Annotated in this window: 15 protein-coding genes; 4 read left to right on the top strand and 11 right to left on the bottom strand. The window is 70.8% G+C overall.

The window, feature by feature from the left end; translation table 11 throughout:
• Positions 1 to 102 precede the first annotated feature (102 nt).
• The 9 genes from pssA to ACGFN2_RS22005 form a co-directional block, all read right to left on the bottom strand.
• Positions 103 to 963 (bottom strand): CDP-diacylglycerol--serine O-phosphatidyltransferase, encoded by an 861-nt coding sequence (pssA, locus tag ACGFN2_RS22045; RefSeq protein ID WP_362601281.1) that lies wholly within the window; start codon positions 961 to 963, stop codon positions 103 to 105.
• On the bottom strand, positions 950 to 1,597 hold the full coding sequence (locus tag ACGFN2_RS22040) for a phosphatidylserine decarboxylase (protein ID WP_362601279.1): 648 nt from the start codon (positions 1,595 to 1,597) through the stop codon (positions 950 to 952). The genes pssA and ACGFN2_RS22040 overlap by 14 nt, the downstream gene beginning before the upstream one ends.
• Before the next feature lie 170 nt (positions 1,598 to 1,767).
• The gene (locus tag ACGFN2_RS22035; protein WP_018090464.1) at positions 1,768 to 2,973 is read right to left on the bottom strand and encodes an acyl-CoA dehydrogenase family protein; all 1,206 of its coding nucleotides are present in this window, start codon (positions 2,971 to 2,973) and stop codon (positions 1,768 to 1,770) included.
• A gap of 2 nt (positions 2,974 to 2,975) precedes the next feature.
• Complete coding sequence (locus tag ACGFN2_RS22030; RefSeq protein WP_362601276.1) at positions 2,976 to 3,500, bottom strand: MaoC family dehydratase; 525 nt, start codon at positions 3,498 to 3,500, stop codon at positions 2,976 to 2,978.
• Positions 3,501 to 3,505: 5 nt separating this feature from the next.
• A complete protein-coding gene (locus ACGFN2_RS22025) occupies positions 3,506 to 4,477 on the bottom strand; it encodes a CoA ester lyase (RefSeq protein WP_362601273.1) in 972 nt (323 codons plus the stop codon).
• Positions 4,474 to 6,486, bottom strand: a complete 2,013-nt coding sequence (locus ACGFN2_RS22020; protein ID WP_362601270.1) for a protein meaA — start codon at positions 6,484 to 6,486, stop codon at positions 4,474 to 4,476. Before ACGFN2_RS22020 ends, ACGFN2_RS22025 begins: the two co-directional genes overlap by 4 nt.
• Positions 6,487 to 6,527: 41 nt before the next feature.
• The gene (gene ccrA / locus ACGFN2_RS22015; RefSeq protein ID WP_393362921.1) at positions 6,528 to 7,865 is read right to left on the bottom strand and encodes a crotonyl-CoA carboxylase/reductase; all 1,338 of its coding nucleotides are present in this window, start codon (positions 7,863 to 7,865) and stop codon (positions 6,528 to 6,530) included.
• A 515-nt stretch (positions 7,866 to 8,380) separates the two neighbouring features.
• Positions 8,381 to 9,181: a TetR family transcriptional regulator gene (locus tag ACGFN2_RS22010; RefSeq protein ID WP_362601265.1), complete on the bottom strand. Its 801-nt coding sequence runs from the start codon at positions 9,179 to 9,181 to the stop codon at positions 8,381 to 8,383.
• A 136-nt stretch (positions 9,182 to 9,317) separates the two neighbouring features.
• Entirely contained in the window at positions 9,318 to 11,138 is a 1,821-nt protein-coding gene (locus ACGFN2_RS22005; protein WP_362601263.1) for a 3-hydroxybutyryl-CoA dehydrogenase, read from the bottom strand.
• A 387-nt stretch (positions 11,139 to 11,525) separates the two neighbouring features.
• Between ACGFN2_RS22005 and ACGFN2_RS22000 the strand changes: the two genes are divergently transcribed.
• Together ACGFN2_RS22000 and ACGFN2_RS21995 are read left to right on the top strand one after the other, a co-directional pair.
• The gene (locus ACGFN2_RS22000) at positions 11,526 to 12,173 is read left to right on the top strand and encodes a HEAT repeat domain-containing protein (RefSeq protein WP_362601260.1); all 648 of its coding nucleotides are present in this window, start codon (positions 11,526 to 11,528) and stop codon (positions 12,171 to 12,173) included.
• Positions 12,174 to 12,407: 234 nt separating this feature from the next.
• Positions 12,408 to 12,872: a VOC family protein gene (locus tag ACGFN2_RS21995; protein WP_362601257.1), complete on the top strand. Its 465-nt coding sequence runs from the start codon at positions 12,408 to 12,410 to the stop codon at positions 12,870 to 12,872.
• Here the strand turns inward: ACGFN2_RS21995 and ACGFN2_RS21990 are convergent.
• Complete coding sequence (locus tag ACGFN2_RS21990) at positions 12,869 to 13,429, bottom strand: GNAT family N-acetyltransferase (protein WP_393363053.1); 561 nt, start codon at positions 13,427 to 13,429, stop codon at positions 12,869 to 12,871. The genes ACGFN2_RS21995 and ACGFN2_RS21990 overlap by 4 nt on opposite strands.
• Before the next feature lie 151 nt (positions 13,430 to 13,580).
• On the bottom strand, positions 13,581 to 14,630 hold the full coding sequence (locus ACGFN2_RS21985; protein ID WP_393362915.1) for an Rv2578c family radical SAM protein: 1,050 nt from the start codon (positions 14,628 to 14,630) through the stop codon (positions 13,581 to 13,583).
• Between the two features lie 158 nt (positions 14,631 to 14,788).
• Between ACGFN2_RS21985 and ACGFN2_RS21980 the strand changes: the two genes are divergently transcribed.
• Positions 14,789 to 15,232 carry an SRPBCC family protein gene (locus ACGFN2_RS21980; protein WP_393362912.1) on the top strand — a complete coding sequence of 148 codons (444 nt, stop codon included), beginning with the start codon at positions 14,789 to 14,791 and terminating at the stop codon, positions 15,230 to 15,232.
• 252 nt (positions 15,233 to 15,484) lie between these two features.
• A complete protein-coding gene (locus ACGFN2_RS21975; RefSeq protein WP_393362909.1) occupies positions 15,485 to 18,127 on the top strand; it encodes an MFS transporter in 2,643 nt (880 codons plus the stop codon).
• Positions 18,128 to 18,242: the final 115 nt, after the last annotated feature.

Below are 18,242 nucleotides of genomic sequence, written 5' to 3'. Positions count from 1 at the left end.
ATGGTCACCAACCTCGCCGAGACCGGGTTCTTCCCCCGGAAGCTGGCGGCCGTGCACCGAGCGAATCTTCGCTCGGGGCCCGCGGCGTTGTGCTGCGTACCGCTAGGGAAGCTGTGCGGCGCGGGACTCCGCGCGCGACTCCTTGCGGTTGTCGCGGAAGGTGTTGACCCGCCGGGCGGTCGCGAACAGCGGGATCATCGCGCCCATGACCACCTGGAGGGAGCAGCCGGTCTGCAGCAGCAGCTGACCGCCGGGGGCGTCCAGCGCCCAGGCGGCGAGCATGCCCATGCTGAGCACGATCCAGCTGAGCATCGCCACCGCGAGGCGGCCCTGCGGCTTGGGGTACTCGACCCGGCTCACCATCAGCCAGGCCACCCCGATGATCGCCAGCAGCGTCGGCAGGAACGGCAGCTCCAGCAGCACGATGGCGACGACGGTCAGGGCGCCGAACGGGCTCGGCATGCCCTGGAAGATCCCGTCACGCAGCGTGACACAGGAGAAGCGCGCCAGCCGGAGCACCACCGCCAGCAGCACCACCACCGCCGCGACGACCGACACCCGCTGGTGCGCGTCCTGGGCGACCATGCCCCAGGTCACGACGAAGTACGCGGGCGCCAGGCCGAAGCTGATCAGGTCGGAGAGGTTGTCGAGCTCGGCCCCCATCGCCGAGGCCCGCAGCTTGCGTGCCACCAGCCCGTCGAAGAGGTCGAAGACCGACGCGAGCAGCATCAGGATCACGGCCATCGCCGCGCTGTGCCGGGCCATCCCGCCGTCCTCGTTGCCCGTCAGGTGCGGGATGAGGACGCCGGTGGTGGTGAAGTACACGGCCATGAAGCCGCAGATCGCGTTGCCGAGGGTGAGGGTGTCCGCTATTGACAGCCGCGTGGACAGCGGCATGTCGTCCTCGTCCTCGTCGGTCTCCGGCGCCCAGCCGGCCTGTGTTTCCGGATCAATCACGGTCAAGGCGAGTCACCCCCGCGGTAGTGGCCTGGCCGACCTCGACCGCCGCCTCGACGCCCTCCGGGAGGTACACGTCGACCCGCGAGCCGAAGCGGATCAGTCCGATCCGCTCACCCTGCTCGACCTTGGTGCCCTGGGGCACGTACGGGACGATGCGGCGGGCGACCGCCCCGGCGATCTGCACCATCTCGATGTCGCCGAGCTCGGTGTCGAAGTGCCAGACCACCCGCTCGTTGTTCTCGCTCTCCTTGTTGAACGCCGGAACGAATCCGCCGGGGATGTGCTCCACGGACGTCACCGTGCCGGCCAGCGGCGCACGGTTGACGTGAACGTTCAGCGGGCTCATGAAGATCGCGACGCGGGTCCGTCCGTCCTTCCACGGCATGATGCTCTGCACCACGCCGTCGGCCGGAGAGATGACCCGCCCCTGAGCGATCTCCCGCTCGGGGTCGCGGAAGAACCACAGCATGCCCGCCGCCAGTGCGGTGGTGGGCACGGCAACGGCGGCCCAGCGACCCGACCGGCGGGACCGGGCGAGGCTGACCGCTGCCGTGGCAACGGTCGGCAGGAGCCACGGCGACGCTCCGCGCGCGAGGCGGACGCGACCGCGTGGTGCAGGAGATTGGCTGTGGGGCATGGATGACCTTCGTAGCGGAGGATGCCGCTTATGGATACGGGGGACGGCGGCTTTCCATGGATGCTATCGGTTACGAGCGGCAACTGGCCAAGAGCCAGAGCCAATCCGTGGCCGAAGAACGATGACGGGGTGTGATCTTTGTCTAGACCAAAAGGGCCCAAACGGGGCTTTCACCCCTGGATTCGGTACTCCTCCAGTAGCCGTCGCCCAATGATCATTTTCTGGATCTCGGCCGTACCTTCACCGATCAGGAGCATCGGGGCCTCGCGGTAGAGGCGCTCGATCTCGTACTCCTTCGAGAAGCCGTAGCCACCGTGGATGCGGAACGCGTCCTCCACCACCTCCTTGCAGTACTCGGAGGCCAGGTACTTCGCCATGCCCGCCTCGAGGTCGTTTCGCTGGCCCGAGTCCTTTTTGCGAGCGGCGTTAACCATCATGGCATGGGCGGCTTCGACCTTTGTCGCCATTTCCGCCAGTTTGAACTGGATGGCCTGGTGCTGGGCGATCGGCTTGCCGAAGGTGTGGCGCTGCTGGGCGTACGAAACACCCAGTTCGAAGGCGCGCTGTGCGACACCGCAGCCGCGCGCGGCGACGTTCACCCGGCCGACCTCGACGCCGTCCATCATGTGATAGAAGCCACGTCCGGTCTCGCCGCCGAGCACGCGATCGGCCGGGATGCGCAGCCCGTCCATGATCAGCTCGGTGGTGTCGACACCCTTGTAGCCCATCTTGTCGATCTTGCCCGGAATGGTCAGGCCGGGCCGCACCTCACCGAAGCCGGCCTCCTTCTCCACGAGGAAGGTCGTCATCGACTTGTGCGGCGCGGTGCCCTCCGGGTGGCCCTCGTCCGTACGGCACAGGACCGCGACGAGCGTGGACGAACCGCCGTTGGTGAGCCACATCTTCTGGCCGTTGAGGACGTACTCGTCGCCGTCCCGCACGCCCTTGGAAGAAATGGCCGAAACATCCGATCCCAGTGCGGGCTCCGACATGGAGAAGGCGCCCCGGATCTCACCGGCCGCCATCTTCGGGAGGAAGTAGTCCTTCTGCTCCTGCGTGCCGTGCTGCTTGAGCATGTACGCCACGATGAAGTGGGTGTTGATGATGCCGGAGACGCTCATCCAGCCGCGGGCGATCTCCTCGACGGTGAGCGCGTAGGTGAGCAGGGACTCACCCAGACCGCCGTACTCCTCGGGGATCATCAGGCCGAACACGCCGAGTTCCTTGAGGCCCTCGACGATCTGCGACGGGTACTCGTCGCGGTGCTCCAGTTCCGTGGCGACCGGAATGATCTCCTTGTCCACGAAATCGCGGACGGTGGAGAGGATTTCCTGCTGAATGTCGGTCAGGCCCTCGGTCTGCGCGAGTCGGGTCATGGCTACTTCTCCTTCTTGGCCGGCGGGGCCTGCAGCTCCGGGCGGCCGGGCTGCTCGCCGCCGCGCTCCTTGATGTAGGTGGCCGTGGGGACCATGACCTTGCGCCGGAAGACGCAGACCAGGGTGCCGTCCTGCTTGTAGCCCTTGGTCTCGACGTACACGATGCCGCGGTCGGACTTGGACTTCGACGGGGTCTTGTCGAGCACCGTCGTCTCGCCGTAGAGGGTGTCGCCGTGGAAGGTGGGCGCCACGTGCCTCAGCGACTCGATCTCCAGATTGGCGATGGCCTTTCCGGAGACATCGGGCACCGACATGCCCAGCAGCAGGGAGTAGATGTAGTTCCCGACGACGACGTTCTTTCCGAAGTCGGTCGTCTGCTCCGCGTAGTTGCTGTCCATGTGCAGCGGGTGGTGGTTCATCGTGAGCAGGCAGAAGAGGTGGTCGTCGTATTCGGTGACGGTTTTCCCGGGCCAGTGCTTGTACACATCGCCGACGGTGAACTCTTCGTAGGTGCGGCCGAACTGCATCGCGCTTATGCCTCCGGGGCCTCGAACTTGGATGTGCGGATCATGCCGGCGGCCCGGCCCTTGCCGGCGACGACCAGTGCCATCTTCCGGCTCGCCTCATCGATCATCTCGTCGCCGAGCATCGCGGAACCCTTGGCTCCGCCCGCCTCCGAGGTGTGCCACTCGTAGGCGTCCAGGATCAGCTCGGCGTGGTCGTAATCCTCCTGGGAGGGCGAGAACACCTCGTTGGCGGCCTCGACCTGGCCCGGGTGGAGGACCCACTTGCCGTCGAAGCCGAGGGCGGCGGCGCGCCCGGCGACCTCGCGATAGCCGTCAACATTCTTGATCTGAAGGTACGGTCCATCGATCGCCTGCAGATCGTAGGTGCGTGCCGCCATCAGAATGCGCATCAGAATGTAGTGATACGCGTCCGCCCCATAGCCGGGCGGCTGCTCGCCGACCACCAGGGACTTCATGTTGATGGACGCCATGAAGTCGGCCGGGCCGAAGATGATGGTCTCCAGGCGCGGCGACGCGCCGGCGATCGCGTCGACGTTCACCAGACCCTTGGCGTTCTCGATCTGCGCCTCGATGCCGATCCGGCCGGCCTCGAAGCCCATGGTCTTCTCGATCTGCGTCAGCAGCAGGTCCAGCGCCACGATCTGCTGGGCGTCCTGGACCTTCGGCAGCATGATGCAGTCGAGGTTCTGGCCCGCGCCCTCGACGACCGTGATGACGTCCCGGTAGGTCCAGTGCGTGGTCCAGTCGTTGACCCGTACGACCCGGGTCTTGCCGGTCCAGTCGCCCTCGTTCAGCGCCTCGACGATGTGGTGCCGGGCGCCCTCCTTGGCGAGCGGCGCGCAGGCGTCCTCCAGGTCCAGGAAGACCTGGTCCGCCGGGAGGCCCTGGGCCTTCTCCAGGAAGCGCGGGTTGCTGCCGGGGACCGCGAGGCAGGAGCGCCGCGGCCGGCCGCCGGGCGGGCGGTTCGCCTGGGTCATGCGGGGACCTCCAGGGGGTCGAGCTGGTTCGCTTTCCGGATCTCGTCGACGATACGGCCGATGATCTCCGTAATACCGAAGTCCTTGGGGGTGAACACGGCCGCCACTCCGGCTTCCCGGAGGGCTGCCGCATCGGCGGAGGGAATGATGCCGCCGACGATGACCGGCATGTCGTCGACACCGGTGCGGCGCAGCCGGGCCAGGACGTCCGGCACCAGCTCGGCGTGCGAGCCGGACAGGATCGACAGCCCCACGCAGTGCACGTCCTCGGCGACCGCGGCCGAGACGATCTGCTCCGGGGTGAGCCGGATGCCCTGGTAGATCACCTCGAAGCCGGCGTCCCGGGCGCGTACGGCGATCTGCTCGGCGCCGTTGCTGTGCCCGTCCAGGCCGGGCTTGCCGACCAGCAGCCGCAGCTTGCCGCTGCCCAGCTCCGCCGCGGTCTTGGCTACCTTCTCGCGGACCTCGGCAAGCGGGCTGCCCGCCTCGGCGGCGACCGCCAGGGGAGCGCTGGAGACGCCCGTGGGGGCCCGGAACTCGCCGAAGACGTCCCGCAGCGCCCAGGCCCACTCACCGGTCGTCACACCGGCGCGTGCGCACTCCAGGGTGGCCGCGAAGAGGTTGCCGTCGCCGGCCGCGGTCTTCTTCAGGCCCGACAGGGCATCCTGGGCGCGGGACTCGTCGCGGTTGTCCCGCCACTCGTGCAGCGCCTGGACGACACGTGCCTCGTTGGCCGGGTCGACGGTCATGATCGCCGTGTCGAGGTCCGCGGTGAGCGGGTTGGGCTCGGTGCCCTCGAAGCAGTTGACGCCGACGATCTTCTCCTCGCCGGCCTCGATCCGGGCCCGCCGCTCGGCGTGCGCGGAGACCAGCTGCGACTTGAGGTAGCCGGACTCGACGGCGGCCATCGCGCCGCCCATCTCCTGAATCCGCTCGATCTCGGTGAGGCACTCGGTGACCAGGGCGTCCACCTTGGCCTCGATGACATGCGAGCCGGCGAAGATGTCCTCGTACTCCAGCAGATCGCTCTCGTGCGCGAGGACCTGCTGGATACGCAGGGACCACTGCTGGTCCCAGGGGCGCGGCAGCCCCAACGCCTCGTTCCAGGCGGGGAGTTGCACCGCGCGGGCGCGGGCGTCCTTGGAGAGCGTGACGGCCAGCATCTCCAGGACGATCCGCTGGACGTTGTTCTCCGGCTGCGCCTCGGTCAGGCCGAGTGAGTTGACCTGGACGCCGTAGCGGAACCGGCGCTGCTTGTCGTTCTCGATGCCGTAGCGCTCGCGGGTGATCTTGTCCCAGATGCGGCCGAAGGCGCGCATCTTGCACATCTCCTCGACGAACCGGACGCCGGCGTTCACGAAGAACGAGATACGAGCCACGACATCGCCGAACTTCTCCGGCGGTACCTGCCCGGAGTCCCGCACCGCGTCCAGCACCGCGATCGCGGTGGACATCGCGTACGCGATCTCCTGGACCGGCGTGGCGCCCGCCTCCTGCAGGTGGTAGCTGCAGATGTTGATCGGGTTCCACTTCGGGATGTGCGCCACCGTGTACGTGATCATGTCGGTGGTGAGCCGCAGCGAGGGTCCCGGCGGGAAGACGTGCGTCCCGCGCGACAGGTACTCCTTGACGATGTCGTTCTGCGTCGTCCCCGACAGCTTGGAGATGTCGGCACCCTGCTCCTCGGCGACCACCTCGTACAGCGCCAGCAGCCACATGGCCGTCGCGTTGATGGTCATCGAGGTGTTCATCTGGTCCAGGGGGATGTCCTGGAACAGCCGTCGCATGTCACCGAGGTGGGACACGGGGACCCCGACCCGGCCGACCTCGCCGCGGGCGAGGATGTGGTCGGGGTCATAACCGGTCTGCGTCGGGAGGTCGAACGCGACCGACAGGCCGGTCTGGCCCTTGGCGAGGTTGCGTCGGTACAGCTCGTTGGACGCCTCAGCGGTGGAGTGGCCGGCGTAGGTCCGCATCAGCCACGGACGATCCTTCTGACGCTCAGTCATATCAGGCCCGTATCCTCGTGGTTCCGAATGTCCGGGTTGCCTCAGACGTTCCGGAACCGGTTGATGGCGTCGAGGTGCTTGGCGCGCATTTCTTCGTCGCGCACGCCCATCCCCTCCTCGGGGGCCAGTGCCAGCACGCCGACCTTGCCCTGGTGGAGGTTGCGGTGCACGTCGTACGCCGCCTGTCCGGTCTCTTCGAGGGAGTACGTCTTCGAGAGAGTCGGGTGGATCTTGCCCTTGGCGATCAGGCGGTTGGCCTCCCACGCCTCGCGGTAGTTGGCGAAGTGCGAGCCGACGATCCGCTTCAGCGACATCCACAGGTAGCGGTTGTCGTACTGGTGGTTGTAGCCCGAGGTGGAGGCGCAGGTGACGATGGTGCCGCCCTTGCGCGTGACGTAGACGGACGCGCCGAAGGTCTCCCGGCCGGGGTGCTCGAAGACGATGTCCACGTCCTCGCCGCCGGTCAGCTCGCGGATGCGCTTGCCGAAGCGCTTCCACTCCTTGGGGTCCTGGTTGTGCTCGTCCTTCCAGAACTTGTAGCCCTCGGCGTTGCGGTCGATGATCGCCTCGGCGCCCATCTTCCGGCAGATCTCCGCCTTCTGCTCGGAGGAGACCACGCAGATCGGGTTGGCGCCGCCGGCCAGCGCGAACTGGGTGGCGTACGAGCCGAGTCCGCCGCTGGCGCCCCAGATCAGGACGTTGTCGCCCTGCTTCATCCCGGCGCCGTTCTGCGAGACGAGCTGGCGGTAGGCGGTCGAGTTGACCAGACCGGGCGACGCCGCCTCCTCCCAGCTCAGGTGCTGGGGCTTGGGCATCAGCTGGTTCGACTTGACCAGCGCGATCTCGGCCAGGCCGCCGAAGTTGGTCTCGAAGCCCCAGATGCGCTGCTCGGGGTCGAGCATCGTGTCGTTGTGGCCGTCGGAGGACTCCAGCTCGACGGACAGGCAGTGCGCGACGACCTCGTCGCCGGGGCCCCAGGCGTTGACGCCGGGCCCGGTGCGCAGGACCACGCCGGCCAGGTCGGAACCGATGACGTGGTACGGGAGGTCGTGCCGCTTGGTGAGCGGGGAGAGCTTGCCGTAGCGCTCCAGGAACCCGAACGTCGACACCGGCTCGAAGATCGAGGTCCACACGGAGTTGTAGTTCACGGAGGAGGCCATGACGGCCACCAGCGCCTCGCCCGGGCCCAGCTCGGGCACCGGCACCTCGTCGACGTGCAGCGACTTGCGGGGGTCCTTCTCCTTGCTGTCGAGGCCGGCGAACATCTCGGCCTCGTCCTTGTGCACGGTCACCGCGCGGTAGGACTCGGGGATGGTCAGGCCGGCGAAGTCGGCGCTGGTGGTGTCAGGCGCGAGGATTGCGTCCAGGATTTCGTTCACGGGGTGCCTCCGGCGAAGCGCGTCGGGGAAACGGCTTGAGGGAACGTCGGGGTGGTGCGGGAGGTGGTGCCGTCGGTTCGGCCGGGGGTGGCGCCGTTGCCGTCGCCTCTGCGGGGGTCGCAGAGCCGTCGGCCGCGGTGCCTGGCAGCGCTTGGTGAGCGCGGTGCCCAGCGGCTGCTGGGAAGTGCCTGTGACGCAGGCATCCGGGCGGACAGCCACATGGGGCTGGTGGGACAGCCGGCGCGCGTGGGTTCTCAGCACGCCGGCCGCCCGGACACCCTCAACGTATGACACCGCGTGCCAGTCGACAAGACACTGAGTGCCAAGAATTTCTCTCAGATGTCATCTGGTCGGCACGCATGAGCAAAAGAAGGCCGATGGGAGGCCTGGAGGTGACGCAAAGAGAGGGAAGATGTGCGGAGAGTGCACAGTGCGGGGGTTACGCCATTCAGGTCGCGGCCCGGTCCGCCCAAGGGCGCCGGGCCGCGCTGTGCCCTGATCCGGCCCGAGGGCCGTTACTTGCGCTCTTTGATCGCCTTGCGGATGGTGCGCATGACCTCGTCCAGCGGGGCGTCCGTACGGGCCACCGCCACCAGCACCTCGCCCTCGCGGGAGACGGATGCCGAGGGGGTCTCGTCGCTGCCGGTGCGGCCCGCGCCGATACCGGCGCCGAAGGTCTCCCGGACGATCTCGAAGGCGTGGTCCAGCTGGGCCTCGACATCGCCCTCCGCGCCGGCCCGCAGCCAGCGCCGCAGCACGTGGTTGTGCGCGGTGACCACGGCGGACGCCGCGACCTCGGCGAGCAGCGGGTCGTCGTCGCCCTCGCGGTGCGCGCCCTCGTCGAAGTGGCCCAGGAGATAGCGGGTGAACAGCCGCTCGTAGCGGGCCACCGAGGCGATCTCGGCCTCGCGCAGCGTCGGGACCTCACGGGTCAGGCGGTAGCGGGCCACCGCGACAGCGGGGGAGGCCGCGTACATCCGCATGACCTCCTTGATGCCGCGGCAGACCGTGTCGAGCGGGTTCTCGTGCGGCGGGGCGGCGTCCAGGACGGCCTCCGCGCGGACGAGGGTGTCGTCGTGGTCGGGGAAGATCGCCTCTTCCTTGGAACGGAAGTGGCGGAAGAAGGTCCGCCGGGCGACGCCCGCGGCGGCCGCGATCTCATCGACCGTCGTCGCCTCGTAGCCCTTGGTCGCGAACAGCTCCATCGCCGCGGCCGACAATTCACGGCGCATTTTGAGCCGTTGTGCGGCTGCCCGGCGGGTACCGGGAGTCGCGGTGTCGGGGTCGGCGGACTGCGTACGAGCGGGCTGGGACATGTGGGGACGGTACTGCATATTTACGCGACCTGCGGCATGAGGTGCCACCTCCGCCCCGGTGAGCGGGGGTGGACCGCCGTCGGGTTCCAGCAGTCCACCCCATCCTCCCCCCGCCGGGCGGGGGTGCCGCCACGCCTCAGCGCCGGGCGTACTCACGGAAGCCGCGGCCGGTCTTGCGGCCGAGGCAGCCGGCGGCGACGAGATGCTCCAGCAGCGGCGACGGGGCCAGCCCCGGGTCGCGGAACTCCGCGTGCAGCACCTTCTCGATGGCCAGGGACACGTCCAGGCCGACCACGTCGAGGAGTTCGAACGGACCCATCGGGTAGCCGCCGCCGAGCTTCATGGCGGCGTCGATGTCGTCCAGGGTCGCGTAGTGCTCCTCGACCATCTTGATCGCGTTGTTCAGGTACGGGAACAGCAGCGCGTTCACGATGAACCCGGCCCGGTCGCCGCAGTCCACGGGGTGCTTGCGGACCTTGGCGCACACCGCCCGCACGGTGGCGTGCACGTCGTCGGCCGTCAGGACCGTACGGACCACCTCGACCAGCTTCATGGCGGGCGCCGGGTTGAAGAAGTGCATCCCGATGACGTCCTGCGGGCGCGAGGTGGCGCGGGCGCAGGCCACGACCGGCAGCGACGAGGTGGTGGTGGCCAGGACGGCACCCGGCTTGCAGACCTTGTCCAGGGTCGTGAACAGCTCCTGCTTGACGGCCAGATCCTCGGCCACCGCCTCGACCGCGAGGTCGACGTCGGCGAACGCGTCCAGCGACCCGGCCGGGGTGACCGCCGCCAGCGCGGTGTCCCGGGCCTCGGCGCTCATCCGGCCCTTGTCCACCGAGCGGCCCAGCGACTTGGCGATCCTGGCCTTCGCCTTCTCGGCCTTCTCCAGGCTGCGGGCGGCCAGCACGACCTTGTAGCCCGCCTTGGCGAAGACCTCGGCGATACCGCTCGCCATCGTCCCGGAACCGGCCACGCCGACGCTGCTGACCGTGCGCCCGCCGGACTGCTCGTCGGCGGCCGCCGGGCTCTCCGCGTCCGGCACGGCCGTGGCACTGCCCGGCGCGTCGTAGGTGTAGAAGCCGCGGCCCGCCTTGCGGCCGGTCAGGCCCGCCTCGGCCAGCTGGCCCAGGATCGGCGCGGGCGCGTGCAGCCGGTCCTGGGACTCGGCGTACATCGCCTCCAGGACCGTACGGGCGGTATCCACGCCGATCAGGTCCAGCAGCGCCAGCGGGCCCATCGGCAGACCGCAGCCGAGCTTCATGGCGGCGTCGATGTCCTCGCGGGTGGCGTACCTGGACTCGTACATCGCCGCGGCCTGGTTCAGGTAGCCGAACAGCAGGCCGTCCGCGACGAAGCCGGGGCGGTCACCCACCGCGATCGGGTCCTTGCCCAGGTCACGGGCGAGTTCGGTGACGGCCGTGACCGCGGTCGGCGCGGTGAGCACCGAGGAGACCACCTCGACCAGCTTCATGGCCGGCGCGGGGTTGAAGAAGTGCACGCCGAGCACCCGCTCGGGGCGCTGGGAATCGGCGGCCAGCCGGGTCACGGACAGCGCGTTGGTGCCGGTGGCCAGGATGGTGTCGGGCCGGACCACCGCGTCCAGCGCGGCGAAGACCTGCCGCTTGAGCTCGTAGTCCTCGGGCACGACCTCGATGACGAGATCGGCGTCCGCGGCTGCCTGGAGATCGGTGAAGGTGCGGAAGCGGGCCAGGACGTCCTGGCGCTCCTGCTCCGTGAGGCGCTCGCGCTGCACGGCGCGGGCGGTGGCGGCTTCGAGGGTCGCGACGGCGTGCCGGGCCGCGGCTTCGTCGGTGTCGATACCGATGACCTCGCGGCCGGCCCGGGTCAGCACCTCGGCGATGCCGGTGCCCATGGTGCCGAGGCCGATCACGGCAACGGTGGAAAGGGACAGCGAGGAGGCGGGAGTTGAGAGATCAGGGGTGGACTGAGGGTCCATCGCGAGACTCCTGAGGGTGTTCCCCGAGAACAGGGGAGAAGTGACGACTGAGGGGTATCCGCGCGGACACGGGACCTGCGGTCGCAGCGGCGGCAACGCGGCGGAGAGCCACGGGGAGCCGCAGCGCCGTAGGGGCGCCGGCGGTGCGGGAGACCCGGCGAAAGCCCTGTCCCGGGGCCCTGCCGTGTGCTCCGTACTGTGTCGTGCTGTGCCGAACCGACTTCACTCTGTGGCGGCTGCGTCACCAGGCCGCCCGAGCAGTGGTGCTGCTCGTTCCAGCAGGTTAACCGGTGAGTAACCAGAGCGCCAGGGGTAGCGGGGGTCACTAGGCTGTGGCGCGGGCCACGTCGCGGGAACCGGGGCGGCCCGGCGGGAGGGGAGCGGCAAATGGAAGAGGAATTCCACGAGTTGACCGACCGGGTGCGGGCCGAACTCCGCTCCCCACAGGATCTGGTCGCCTACGAACGCTTGCTGGGACTGGCCCGCAAGAACGCCCCGGCCGGCCGCGAGGAACTGGCCCGGATGCTGGTCGCCGTCGAACGTCCGCTGTGGGCCCGGGAGATCGCCGCCTTCGTCCTCGGCTGCGCCGGCGACAAGCGGGCCTTCGAGACGCTCGTCCTGTTACTGAACTACCGCGACCCGGCGCGCTGCGCCACCGCCGCACACGCGCTGGGACGGCTCGGCGACCCCCGCACCGCCCGCGCCGCGGCCGCGCTCGCCACCAACCCGCTGCGTACCGCCTACGCCCTGTATCCGGTCCGGCTGCTGGCCGAACTCCGCGCACCGCAGTCCGTCCCGGCGCTGATCGCGACCCTGGAGCGGCTGCTGACCCCGCACAACCCCTACTGGCGGGTGGCGCTCGCCTGCGTCGAGGGCCTGGGCGCCCTCGGCGACCGGCGCGCCGTCCCCGCGCTCACCACCGCCGCCACCCACCCCCGGCTGGCGGCCGCGGCGGCGGCGTCGCTGGCGCGGCTGGGGGTGCACGAGGACGTGACGGCGGCGGACGGGGCCGGGACGGCGGACGGGGCGGAGTAGCGGCGGGACGGCCGCGCACCCACCGCCCTGCCGGAACGGTGCCGGGGCCCCGGCCGGGCGGTGGGTGCGGGGCCGGGCGGGTGGCCGCGCGGCTGTCGGGCCAGCCGGATCGTCCGCGGCCGACGGGCCTGGCCGACGGGCCTGGCCGGGGACCCGGCGGCCCGCAGCGCGACACCACGCCGCCGGGTCGCTCCGGCCGCCGGATGTCAGTGCCGGAGGCTATAAGTGGGAACCATGACCGCAACCCCGCTGCACTGGAAGCTCGTCGTCGACGCCCACGATCCGCACGCCCAGGCCGACTTCTGGGCGGCCGCGCTCCACTACGAGGTCGAGGACCACAGCGTCCTCATCGGCAAGCTCCTCGGCCTCGACGCCATCCCGTCCGAGATCCTCATCGCCCACCACGACCGCCGCGCCTGGCGGGACGCCGCGGCGGTGCGCCACCCCGACGACCCCTACGACCCGGAGAGCGGCACGGGGCTGGGGCGCCGGCTGCTCTTCAACCGCGTACCGCGGTCGGAGGAGAAGACCGCCAAGAACCGCCTCCATATCGACCTGCACGGCCCCGCGGGCGAGCGGGTCAGCGAGGTCGAGCGCCTCCGCGCCCTCGGCGCCCGGGTGCAGAGCGAGATCAGCGAACCGGCCGGCGAGTGGGTGATCATGACGGACCCGGAGGGGAACGAGTTCTGTGTGCACTAGGTGTATTGCCCTGTGAACCCGGGCCCGTCCGGGGGCAGCGAGCGCCGGTAGCGCAGTTCGGGGACGTTGCTGCCGCCCACCTCGTACGCCTCCTCGGCGCCGTCCGGGGTGAAGCCGGCCCGCTCGTAGAAGCGCCGGGCGCGGGTGTTGCCGCGTACCACCCAGAGGTACAGCGTGCGGAAGCCGTGCGTCCGGGCGCGGGCGGTGCCGGCGGAGAGCAGGGCGCGGCCGATGCCGGTGCCGATCAGGCCGGGCGTCACATAGAGCGCGAGGAGTTCGCCCGCGGTCGGCCGGGGCGCGGGCAACTCCTCGGCTCCCGGGGCGATATCGGGGTCGCGGGCCGGACCGACGCAGGCCCAGCCGACGACCTCGCCGTCCCGCTCGGCCACCAGGTCCGACACCTCCGGGGACCGGCGCCCGAACCACGACCGCCGCTGCTCGGCGTCGGCCGCCACGCTCATCGCGTCCAGATACGTCTGTGGCATCAGCCCGCGGTAGGCCGCCTGCCAGCCGTGGACCCGGACCGCGGAGACCGCGTCGATATCGTCCTCGGTCATCTCCCGTATCCGTACGGGGTGCGGCGGCGGTGCGGGGGTGCGCTCAACGGTCCCATCCATGCCGGAGAGGTTAGGAGCCTCGTCAAGGGGTTTTGCCGTCGGCGGGTGCCGGTCACTCCTGGCCGGGGGACGGATCAGGGCGAGGTCGGGGTCAGATCAGGGTCAGTTGGGTGGGTTCCGCGGGTTGGGGGGAGGCGGCGTCGTCGGGGGCGGCGGCCGGGCCGGGGGCGGTGTCCGGTGGTGGAATCCTGCGGGTCCCGCCGGACCGGGTGGGCCCGATGCCGTACTCGGTGGCCAGCTCGTGGACCTGGCGGGTGATCCGCCGCTGGTACCACTTGGGGGCGTAGGCGCCGTCCGCGTACATCGCCGCGTAGCGCCGCACCAGATGCGGGTGGTGCCGCTCCAGCCACGCCAGGAACCATTCGCGGGCGCCGGGCCGCAGATGCAGCACCAGCGGGGTGACGGAACCGGCACCGGCCTCCGCGACGGCCCGGACCGTGGCCCGCAGCTGCTCCGGTGCGTCCCCGAGGAACGGGATCACCGGCGCCATCAGCACACCGCACGGGATGCCGTGCGCGGTGAGGGTCCGCACCACGTCCAGCCGGCGGTCCGGGGCGGGTGTGCCGGGCTCGACGGTGCGCCACAGCTCGTGGTCCAGGAAGCCGACGGAGACCGAGATGCCGACGTCGGTGACCGCGGCGGCCTGCTGGAGCAGCGGCAGATCGCGCAGGATCAGAGTGCCCTTGGTGAGGATCGAGAACGGGTTGGCGTGGTCGCGCAGGGCCGCGACGATGCCGGGCATCAGGCGGTAGCGGCCCTCGGCGCGCTGGTAGCAGTCGACGTTGGTGCCCATCGCTATGTGGTCGCCGCGCCAGCGGTGCCCGGCCAGCTCGCGGCGCAGCAGCTCGGGGGCGTTGACCTTCACCACGATCTGCGAGTCGAAGTCCACCCCGGTGTCGAGGTCGAGATAGCTGTGCGTCTTGCGGGCGAAGCAGTAGACGCAGGCATGGCTGCAGCCGCGGTAGGGGTTCACGGTCCATTCGAACGGCATCCGGGAGGCGCCCGGGACACGGTTCACGATCGAGCGGGCGCGCACCTCGTGGAAGGTGATCCCGCGGAACTCGGGGGTGTCGATGGTCGTGCTGACGACATCCGTGCCGAACAGCGCGGACGGGCTGTCGCCGAGATTGCTCCAGCGCATCGGGCCTCCTTCTGATCCTGCCGGGCCCCCCTCCGCAATAATAGAACAGATGTTCCCCTCAAGGTCGAGGCCCCTGGATTTGGGCGCGTCGCCGCGGGGTGGTTGGCTGGGCGGCGCATCGCAGGACCGGCAGGGCCGACTACTGGAGGAAGACGCACATGGCGCAGGTCGAGGCCATCACGCAGCGCGAGATCGCGGCGGACGCGGAGGACGTGTTCGACGCGCTCGCCGACTACACCGGCACCCGCCGGCAGCTGCTGCCCGAGCACTTCAGCGAGTACGAGGTCCGCGAAGGCGGCGACGGCAAGGGCACCCTCGTCCACTGGAAGCTCCAGGCCACGAGCAAGCGGGTGCGGGACTGCCTGCTGGAGGTCGACGAGCCGACCGACGGCCAGCTCGTCGAGAAGGACCGTAACTCCTCGATGGTGACCACCTGGGTCGTCACCCCGGCCGGTGAGGGGCGCGCCAAGGTCGTCGTCACCACCACCTGGCAGGGCGCCGGCGGTATCGGCGGCTTCTTCGAGCGGACCTTCGCCCCCAAGGGGCTCGGCCGGATCTACGACGCCCTGCTGGCCAACCTCGCCACCCACGTGGAGAAGTGAGCGGCGGTCACTTCCGTCACCCGGCACGCATGCCGTCACACTCACCGGTTCGGGTGGTTTCCGGTGAGCCGACGGGTAAGGCCCGCCGGGCCGCGTCCGTACGGAAAGCCCTGATGGGAGCCCAAGAGGCGCTCCAGGCACCGTACTTGACGCCCGGTCCCGCCCCGCCCGCACCCCTTTGTCGCGCTTGATCGGTGTTGTCGCCCAATGCGAGAACTTGGGCGGCAACAGGCGTGACGAGGGGAGCAGCACGTGGGCGGGACCACCCTGAGCGAACGGGTCGGGCACACCGGTCCGCCCGTATCCGGTGCGACAACGGCACCGGAACCGGCCGCCGCGCCTCCGGCCCCGAATCCGGCCCAGGATCAGAGTCCGGCCCCGGCGCCGTCCACGGAACAGGCTCCGGTACCGGCCCCGGTACCGGACCCGGCCGTGAGCGGAGGGCCCGAACGGCCCGCCCCCGGTGCGCCGTTGCCGGCCGGTCCCCGCCGCCCGCGCCTGGCCTTCGCCGGTCTGCTGTTCACGCTGCTGCTCGCGGGCCTCGGCCAGACCGTCGTCGTCACCGCGCTCCCGGAGATCGCCGGTGAGCTGCCCGGGCCGGGCGCGACGTCCTGGGTGGTGACGTCCTCGCTGCTCGCCTCGGCGCTCGGTCTGCCCCTCCACGGCAGGCTCGGCGATCACTTCGGCCGCAAGCCCGTCTTCCTCTTCGCCCTCCTCGTCTTCACCGTCGGCTCCGCGCTGGCCGGCTGGTCCCGGACCATGGACGAACTGATCGCCTTCCGGGCCGTCCAGGGCTTCGGCGGCGGCGGACTGGTCATCGGCGGCCTGGCGATCCTCGACGTGCTCGTTCCGCCACGGGCCCGGGGCCGCTCCCTCCGCCTGGCCGCCGCGGCCTTCGGCCTCGCCGCCGCGGCCGGACCGCTGCTCGGCGGCCGCTGCGCCGACCACGCGTCCTGGCGCTGGGCTTTCCACCTCACCGTCCCGTTCGGTGTGCTGACGTTTCTGCTGCTCGCCGTCGTGCTGAGGCTGCCGCGGCCCGCGCGGCGCGGCAGGCCGGACCTCGCCGGAGCGCTGCTGCTCGCCGCGTGCGCCGGCTGCCTGGTCCTGCTGGCCGGTTGGGGCGGCACCACCCACGCCTGGCACTCGCGGGTCGTCCTCGGCCTCGGCGCCGGAGCGCTCGGCACCGCCCTGCTGTTCCTCACGGTCGAGCACTTCGCCACCGAACCGCTGCTCCCGCTGCGGCGGCTCCGTGACACGGTCTTCCATGTCACCGGGCTGACCGGTGCCGCCCTCGGCCTCGCGCTCTTCGGTGCCGCCGGCTCCCTGCCGGCCCTCCTCCGCTGGGCCGACGGCGCCACCGCCACCAGGGCCGGACTGCTGATGCTGCCCCTCACGGGCGGCCTCGTCCTTGCCTCCCTCGTCTCCGGCCGACACCTCAGCCGCACCTGCCACCGCTGGGGCCTCCCCGTCCTGGGCTGTGCGCTGGCGGGGGTGGCGATGTGGCTGCTGACGCGGCTGCCGCAGGACACCGCGCCGGAGGTCGACAGCCTCTGGGCGGGCCTCCTCGGTCTCGGCACCGGATGCGTGCTGCCGGTGCCGCTGCTCGCCGTGCGGAACTCCGTACGCGCGGCCGCCCCCGGCCCTGGCCCCGGCACCGCGACCCGCGCCACCCGCTCCGTCCGGCGGCTCGGCGGCTGCGTGGGCGCGGCCCTCTTCGGCCTCCTCCTCGCCGACCGGCTGATCCACCGGCTCGGTGACCGGCCGTCGGCGGGGCTGTCCGACCCGGACTCCCTCACCCCGCACCTGGCACGTGTGCTGCCCGCCGCACTGCGCGACAGCCCGCTCGTCGCATCCGCCGATGCCGTGCCGGGGGTTTTCCTCCTTCTCGTGCCGGTGCTCGTCCTGGGCCTCGTGCTCGCCTTCTCCCTGAAAGGGAAACCGCTGGTGTCCCACGCCTCTCCTGCTCCGCAGGCCTCCCCGTCCCCGCTGTCGTACGGCGACCCGGCCGACCCCGCCGCCGTCCCGCAGGCGCGTGCCGCCGCGGACCAGACCACCGTCAACTCCCGTGACTGTGCGGCCCCTTACGCCCGCGCGCACAGCCACCCCGCCACCGGGCACGCACATGCCCCTGTCGCGGCCGGTGTCCCGGTGTGCGGCACCGTCCAGCACCACGACGGCAGCATCGTGCCGCGCGCCGCGCTCACCCTCATCGATGTCGCCGGCCGGCAGATCGGCCGCGGTGCCACCGGGGAGGACGGACGGTATGCGCTGAGCACCCCCGGCGCCGGTGCGTATGTGCTGATCGCGGCGGCGGGCGGCCACCAGCCGCAGGCGGTGACCGTCACCGTCGGCGAGCGGCCGGTGGAGCTGGATGTCGTACTCGGCGGCGCGGGGCGGCTCGCCGGCACCGTCACCACCGGCGACGGCACCCCCGTACGCGACGCCATGGTCACCCTCACCGACGTCCGCGGCGAGGTCGTCGCCACCACCCGCAGCGGGCGCGAAGGCGGCTATGTCATCGGGGAGTTGGTGGCCGGCGAGTACACCCTGGCCTCCAGTGCCCCGGCCTTTCGCCCGGCCGCGCTGCCGGTGACCGTCCAGGCCTCCCGGGAGACCCGCCAGGACATCGAACTCGCCGGTGGCGCGGTGCTGCGCGGGACCGTACGGGCCGGCGGCGGCCGGCCCGTCGAGGACGCCAGGGTCACCCTGCTGGACGCCGCCGGCAATGTCGTCGACACCGCGACCACCGGACCCGACGGGCTGTTCCGCTTCGTGGACCTGTCGGCCGGCGAGTACACCGTGATCGCCGCCGGATACCCGCCGGTGGCCACCGTCCTCCAGGTGGCGGGCGGCGGCCGCACCGAACGCGACCTCCAGTTGGGGCACGAGGACTGAAGGCGCGGCGACCGTTCCCGGCACGGGAAGAGTTGACGCTACGTCAAATATGCCTCCAGATAAGGAACATGGGTTAGAGGCCGGGCCACCGGGTGGCCCGGTGGCGGGGGCGGCC

Source organism: Streptomyces sp. NPDC048612 (assembly GCF_043199295.1).
Lineage (GTDB): Bacteria > Actinomycetota > Actinomycetes > Streptomycetales > Streptomycetaceae > Streptomyces.
Note: the sequence above shows the minus strand (reverse complement) of the source record. Positions and strands in the feature narration are given on the sequence as shown.

What these genes read in the sequence shown, in the direction of transcription:
- ACGFN2_RS22010 (WP_362601265.1), bottom strand. Translation starts at nt 9,181, where the DNA reads ATGTCCCAGCCCGCTCGTACGCAGTCCGCCGACCCCGACACCGCGACT.
- ACGFN2_RS22020 (WP_362601270.1), bottom strand. Translation starts at nt 6,486, where the DNA reads ATGACTGAGCGTCAGAAGGATCGTCCGTGGCTGATGCGGACCTACGCC.
- ACGFN2_RS22000 (WP_362601260.1), top strand. Translation starts at nt 11,526, where the DNA reads ATGGAAGAGGAATTCCACGAGTTGACCGACCGGGTGCGGGCCGAACTC.
- ACGFN2_RS21985 (WP_393362915.1), bottom strand. Translation starts at nt 14,630, where the DNA reads ATGCGCTGGAGCAATCTCGGCGACAGCCCGTCCGCGCTGTTCGGCACG.
- ACGFN2_RS22025 (WP_362601273.1), bottom strand. Translation starts at nt 4,477, where the DNA reads ATGACCCAGGCGAACCGCCCGCCCGGCGGCCGGCCGCGGCGCTCCTGC.
- ACGFN2_RS22005 (WP_362601263.1), bottom strand. Translation starts at nt 11,138, where the DNA reads ATGGACCCTCAGTCCACCCCTGATCTCTCAACTCCCGCCTCCTCGCTG.
- ACGFN2_RS21990 (WP_393363053.1), bottom strand. Translation starts at nt 13,429, where the DNA reads ATGACCGAGGACGATATCGACGCGGTCTCCGCGGTCCGGGTCCACGGC.
- ACGFN2_RS22040 (WP_362601279.1), bottom strand. Translation starts at nt 1,597, where the DNA reads ATGCCCCACAGCCAATCTCCTGCACCACGCGGTCGCGTCCGCCTCGCG.
- ACGFN2_RS21980 (WP_393362912.1), top strand. Translation starts at nt 14,789, where the DNA reads ATGGCGCAGGTCGAGGCCATCACGCAGCGCGAGATCGCGGCGGACGCG.
- ACGFN2_RS21995 (WP_362601257.1), top strand. Translation starts at nt 12,408, where the DNA reads ATGACCGCAACCCCGCTGCACTGGAAGCTCGTCGTCGACGCCCACGAT.
- ACGFN2_RS22035 (WP_018090464.1), bottom strand. Translation starts at nt 2,973, where the DNA reads ATGACCCGACTCGCGCAGACCGAGGGCCTGACCGACATTCAGCAGGAA.
- ACGFN2_RS22030 (WP_362601276.1), bottom strand. Translation starts at nt 3,500, where the DNA reads ATGCAGTTCGGCCGCACCTACGAAGAGTTCACCGTCGGCGATGTGTAC.